This window comes from Nocardioides sp. (genome assembly GCF_031422975.1).
Lineage (GTDB): Bacteria > Actinomycetota > Actinomycetes > Propionibacteriales > Nocardioidaceae > Nocardioides.
In genome coordinates this window covers 1-5,629 of record NZ_JANPEO010000410.1, presented here as the reverse complement: position 1 = coordinate 5,629, position 5,629 = coordinate 1, and the positions used below count along the sequence as shown (strand labels likewise).

General features: G+C 68.3%; 6 protein-coding genes and 1 pseudogene. 2 read left to right on the top strand and 5 right to left on the bottom strand.

Annotated elements, in window-relative coordinates; translation table 11 throughout:
• The 4 genes from RMO85_RS12360 to RMO85_RS12345 form a co-directional block, all read right to left on the bottom strand.
• On the bottom strand, window positions 1-730 hold a 730-nt coding region (locus tag RMO85_RS12360; protein ID WP_310529026.1), incomplete at its 3' end, for a hypothetical protein.
• A 38-nt stretch (window positions 731-768) separates the two neighbouring features.
• Complete coding sequence (locus RMO85_RS12355; RefSeq protein WP_310529025.1) at window positions 769-1,800, bottom strand: NAD(P)-dependent oxidoreductase; 1,032 nt, start codon at window positions 1,798-1,800, stop codon at window positions 769-771.
• Window positions 1,797-2,567 carry a glycosyltransferase family 2 protein gene (locus RMO85_RS12350; protein ID WP_310529024.1) on the bottom strand — a complete coding sequence of 257 codons (771 nt, stop codon included), beginning with the start codon at window positions 2,565-2,567 and terminating at the stop codon, window positions 1,797-1,799. Before RMO85_RS12350 ends, RMO85_RS12355 begins: the two co-directional genes overlap by 4 nt.
• Window positions 2,568-2,575: 8 nt before the next feature.
• Window positions 2,576-3,778 carry a nucleotide sugar dehydrogenase gene (locus RMO85_RS12345; protein WP_310529023.1) on the bottom strand — a complete coding sequence of 401 codons (1,203 nt, stop codon included), beginning with the start codon at window positions 3,776-3,778 and terminating at the stop codon, window positions 2,576-2,578.
• A gap of 152 nt (window positions 3,779-3,930) precedes the next feature.
• On the opposite strand from RMO85_RS12345, the gene RMO85_RS12340 reads away from it, so the two are divergent.
• Window positions 3,931-4,605 (top strand): class I SAM-dependent methyltransferase, encoded by a 675-nt coding sequence (locus tag RMO85_RS12340; RefSeq protein ID WP_310529022.1) that lies wholly within the window; start codon window positions 3,931-3,933, stop codon window positions 4,603-4,605.
• On the opposite strand, the gene msrB is transcribed toward RMO85_RS12340, so the two are convergent.
• Window positions 4,571-4,975: a peptide-methionine (R)-S-oxide reductase MsrB gene (msrB, locus tag RMO85_RS12335; RefSeq protein ID WP_310529021.1), complete on the bottom strand. Its 405-nt coding sequence runs from the start codon at window positions 4,973-4,975 to the stop codon at window positions 4,571-4,573. The genes RMO85_RS12340 and msrB overlap by 35 nt on opposite strands.
• A gap of 85 nt (window positions 4,976-5,060) precedes the next feature.
• On the opposite strand from msrB, the pseudogene RMO85_RS12330 reads away from it, so the two are divergent.
• A pseudogene (locus RMO85_RS12330) lies at window positions 5,061-5,629 on the top strand (NADP-dependent oxidoreductase); the annotation flags it as partial.

Here is a 5,629-nt window from a genome sequence, read left to right as displayed (position 1 = left end):
TCCCCATCGCCTCGGGATAGCCCGCCGTGAGCTCGACGCTGCCCCGCAACCAAGGTCCCACGTCGGCCAACGACTGCCCGCGTGCCAGCCAGGCTGCGCACCCGACACCCAGGAACGAGGTGATCGCGTACCCCCAGCCGGTCAGTTGGCGTCGACGACCGAGACCGACGTCGCTCACGAGGGCGAGTGCCGCCAGGGCACCGACGGCGACGCCGTTGGAGAACTTCACCTGGATCATCACTCCGGTCAGGGCGGCAAGGCACGCCACCCCGATCAGGGGCGTGCGCGGCTGCCCGGGGGTGGCCCGGGAGACGGCGCACCGCAGGACGTACTGGGCAGTGACGGCCACGACCAGGGTGGACAGGTCACTGGTGGCCACCAGCACGACGAAGATCGACACCGCGGGCGAGGCGGCCCACAGCGGCCAGCGGTTCATCAGGCCCCGCACGGACACGACCCAGAGCGCAGCGATCACGCACGCCCGGATCAGGAGCGCCAGGCCGTACGCACCCGTGCTGGTGATCAGCGGCGAATCGAGGTAACCCCACGGACCGTAGGTGAAGATGATGTCGCGCCCGAACTGGACGTCCGTCGCCAGATTGAGGACCAGCCGCCAGCTCGGGTCCAACCCGGGCGTCGGCACCGGAGCCCCCAGCGGCACCGTGAGCAGGACGGTTGCCAGCAGGAACGGCAGACCGACCACGAGGTGCGTGCGGTCAATGGCAGGCAACCGCCACGAGCGCGGCGTAGTGATGGTCGGCCCGGCGATCAGAGACGCCCGTCAGCGACCGCTTGCGTCACCCACGGGATGACCTCGTCGAGCATGACGTCGAGCGACGTGCTGCACTCGAACCCCAGGACGTCCTTGGCCTTCTGGACGTCCGGCACGCGCTTCTGCACGTCGTACTCGTAGGCATCGTCGCTGACCAGGGTCAGCGGGGCGTCGCCCTTGATCTTGCGCCAGATCACGTCTGCCAGCACGCGCACGGTGGTCGACTCCGGCGTCGAGATGTTGAAGTCCTCGTTGTACGCCGCGTCCTGGCTCATGCACTCCACGATGCCCTTGGCCAGGTCGCCGCCGTACGTGTAGTGGCGCACCTGGTTGCCCTCGCCCAGGATGTGCAGCGGGTCCTGACCCTTGACGATCTTCTGCACGATGTCGGGCACGACGTGGCTCATGGCCAGCTTGACGTTGCCCGAGGAGACCTCGACGTCGCCGAGCGCGCGGCCCTCGCCGATGCCGACGCAGTTGAAGGGGCGCACGATCGTGTACGGCACCTTGTACTGGTCCCAGGCGGCCTTCGCGAAATACTCCACGGCGAGCTTCGGGAAGCCGTAGGACGACAGCGGCGGCGGGATCTTCCGCTCGTCGCCCTCCTTGGACGGCCAGTGCTCGGTGGACTCGAAGACCATCGAGCTGGAGAGGTAGGTGACCTTCTTGAGCTTGCCGTGCTGGACCGCCTCGATCGCGGCGTCGCACTGCGAGGCCATGATCCGCTCGTTCTGCGCGAGCAGGTCGTAGGCGTAGGCGTGGAAGTAGGAGATGCCGCCGATCAGGGCCGCGCCCGCGATGAAGTGGTCGCAGTCGGCGAGCAGCTTCTTCATCACGTCGACGTTGCGGCAGTCGTCCTCGTAGAAGTGGTAGTCGGGGTGGCTGTCGTAGGACTTCTCGACCTTGCCGTACTTGGAGTAGTTGTCGATGCCGACCACGGTGTAGCCGCGGCTGAGGAGCTCTTCGACCACATAGCCGCCGATGAAGCCGGCTGAACCCGAGACGAGGACCTTCTGGTCGTTGCTCACGATGACGTTCCGTTCCTTGTGGTGACGCGTTGATTGCGGGCGGCGATCCGGGCCGCCTGCTCGGAGACCTGCTGGGGGGTCAGGGCGGGTCCGAACGCGAAGCGGTACCAGCGGAGGTACTTCGGGATCCACGCCTTCATGTCGAAGTGGGAGTCGCCGATGGTGCGATCGAGCCAGATGGTGGGGAGCTCGGCGACCGGCCGGCGCAGGCGCCGGGCCTTCGCCGTGAGCTCGAGGCCGATCTCGAAGCCGCTGGTGCTGTGGATCCCGACCTCGCGGATGAACTCCGTGGAGTAGGCCTTGAAGCTGTTGGTCGCGTCGTGGGTGCCGACTCGGGCCAGCACGCCGAGCGTGCGTCCGGCGCCCTGCGAGATGAGGCCCTTGAGCAGCGGGCCACCGACCTGCTGACCGCCGGGGGAGTAGCGCGACGCGGCGGCGACCACGACCCCGCGTTCGACCAGGCGAGCCAACGGGTCGATCTGCCGCGGGTCGTCGGAGCCGTCGGCCATGGTGACGACGACGACGTCGTGGCTGGCGTGGTCGATGCCGTAGCGGATCGCGTTGGCCGGACCTCGTCCGTAGGTGTTGACCAGGAGGGTGAGGCCGTCGCCGTACCTGGGATGGGCCTGCACGACCGGGACGGTGGCGTCCTCGGCGCAGTCGACGACGACGAGCACCTCCAGCGTCGACTCGACGGCCTGGAAGATACGGTCCAGGACCGCCACCACGCCGTCCTGCTCGTTGTAGGCGGGGATGACGACAGACACCGCGAGGGTCATACGCGCGTCCCGTTGCCGAGGAGGTTCCAGACGTCGACGACCGGCGTGTCGGTCACCACGTCGGCGTACACCTTGTGCGGAGCCCCGATGACGAGCACGTCGGAGCGCTCGAGCACCTCGTCCAGCGGCAGCAGGGTGTCGTCGACCGTGACGTAGGGGTCGGTGCAGAAGACCTCGCGCGAGCGGAACTCGAGGATCCGCTTGAGCTTGTAGGACAGGCTGGAGCGGATGTCGTCACTCTCGCCCTTGAACGCCATCCCGAGGATGCCGACGCGGAGGTCGGCGAGGTCGTGCGCCTGCTCCATGCGGGTGACGAGGTAGAGCGGCAGACCCTCGTTGACCAACATCGCGGAGTGCCCGAGGACGTAGGAGTTGTCGGTGAACGCCGCCAGCTGCATCGTGTCCTTGAACAGACACGGTCCCGCGGCGAAGCCGGCGCCCGGCATGTCGGCGGCGCGGGGGTAGTCGTGCGCTAGCGCCTTGCGGATCCGGTCGTAGTCGAGACCGTGGTCGTTGGCCATGACGAAGAACTGGTTGGCCGCGGCGAACTTGATGTAGCGCCAGTTGTTGGTGAACAGCTTGGCCAGCTCGGCCTCCTCGGGCTCGAGCTCCACGATGCTCGCGGTGAGCACGCCGAACAGCTTGGCGGCCCGGTCGCGGGCCTCCTGGGTGCGGCCGGAGACGATCTGCGGCAGCGAGAACAGCTCGTCCATCGCCCGGCCCTCGGCGATGCGCTCGGGACAGAACGCGACGTCGAGGTCGAGCCCGGCGTCGGTGAAGAGTCGCTCGATGGTCCGGGTGACACCGGGATAGACGGTGCTGCGCAGCACGACCAGCTGGCCGTCGCGGAACGACTCGAGCGACTCCCGCAACGCCTTGGTGACGGCGTGCGGGTCGGGGTTGAGGTGCTCGTCGACCGGGGTGCCGATGACGACGACCACCGCCTCGGCGCGAGCGATGACGCTTCGGTCGGTCGTCGCGGTCAGGGTGGCGTCGGCGAGGGCCTTCTGCAGCAGCGGCTGGGCGCCCTCCTCCATGAACGGCAGCTCGCCGCTCAGCACCAGGTCGACGGCGCGGGCGTCGATGTCCTGGATCGCGACGTCGAGTCCGCGAGACGCCAGCGCGATGGCGAGCGGAAGGCCGACGTGACCGCACCCGCCCACCACGACGACGTCGTGGTCAAATGTCGTGCGAGACAAGGGTGGGACCTCCCGGTTGCGATCAGGCCTCAACCTATAGGCCGGTCGCCGGCGCTGGCAGGTGACCCTGAGAAGTCCGGCCGCGGCTGACCCTAGGATGAGCCGACACTGGGGACCGGTGAGCTGAGGCTCGCCGAGGGGAGGAACTGCGGATGGACACTGACGGCGAGGACCTGCGGGTGCTCTACGGGCGACGCTTCGCCGACGAGCACGAGATGCGCACCGACCTGTGGGAGGTGCTGTGCCAGGACTTCTTCCAGAAGTTCGTCCCCGAGGACGCCACGGTGCTCGACGTCGCGGCGGGACACTGCGAGTTCATCAACAACATCCGCGCCGGGCGCCGGATCGCCGTCGACCTCAACCCCGACGTCGTGAGCCGTGCCGCCGACGGCGTGGAGACCCACATCTGTCGATCCGACGAGATGACACCGCTGGAGACCGCTTCGGTGGACCGGGTCTTCATCAGCAACTTCTTCGAGCACGTGCCGCGCGAGGTCATCGTCTCGACGCTGGAGGAGGTACGCCGCGTGCTGCGGCCCGACGGCAAGCTGATGGTGCTCCAGCCCAACGTCCGCTACTGCGGCAAGGACTACTGGATGTTCCTCGACCACATCACCCCGGTCGACGACCGGGCGCTGGTCGAGGCGTTCAAGATGACCGGCTTCGACGTGGAGCTCAACATCGCGCGGTTCCTGCCGTACACCACCAAGAGTCGCCTGCCCAGCGGCCCCAGACTGGTCAAGCTCTACCTCAAGGTGCCGCTCGCCTGGAAGGTGATGGGCGCGCAGGCGTTCATGGTCGGTCGGCCGGCTGCAACGTCAAGCTGATCGAGTTGATGCAGTAGCGGTCGCCGGTCGGCGTGCCGTGGCCGTCGGGGAAGACGTGCCCCAGGTGTGAGCCGCAGTTGGCGCACCTCACCTCGACGCGGTCCATGCCGAGCGTGGTGTCCTTGATGTACTCGATCGTGTCGGTGATCGGCTGGTAGAAGCTCGGCCAGCCGCAGCCCGAGTGGAACTTCGTGGTGCTCGTGAAGAGCTGATGGCCGCAGGCCTTGCACGAGTAGGTGCCCTCGGTCTCGGTGTCGGTGTACTCGCCCTTGAAGGCCCGCTCCGTGCCGGCCTGCCGCAGCACCGCGTATTCCTCGGCACTCAGCTCGGCCCGCCACTGTTCGTCGGTCTTGTCCACCTCGTAAGCCATGCGATCACGCTACTCCGGGCTCGGTTGCCGAGGGCGATGCTGGTGCGGCCCTCGCCCGTCACCACGCGACTGACAGGCTGTCGAGATGGACACCACCCAGATCCGCCTTGCCCAGCGACCCGTCGGCGAGCCTGACGAGCACACCTTCACCACGGCGACCGAGACCCTGCCCGACCTCGCCGACGGTCAGGTCGCGCTCGCGATCCGCTACCTGTCCCTGGACCCGTACATGCGCGGTCGGCTGAGCGCCGCGAAGTCCTACGCCGCCCCCGTCGAGATCGGCGAGGTGATGGTGGGAGGGACCGTCGGCGAGGTCGTCGAGTCCCGCTTCGAGGGCCTTGCGCCCGGTGACCACGTGCTGTCCTACTCCGGCTGGCAGACGGCCGCGGTCGTCGACGGCAACCAGGTCCGCAAGCTCGACCCGTCGGTCGCCCCGGTGACGACCGCCCTGGGCGTGTTCGGCATGCCGGGCTTCACTGCCTACGCCGGGCTGCTCGAGATCGGTCGCCCGAAGGAGGGCGAGACCGTCGTGGTGGCCGCGGCCACCCGACCGGTCGGCAGTGCCGGGGGCCAGATCGCCCCCCGCAAGGGCGCCCGGGCCGGCGGCATCGCCGGCGGTCCCGACAAGGTCCGCGCACACACCGAGGAGTTCGG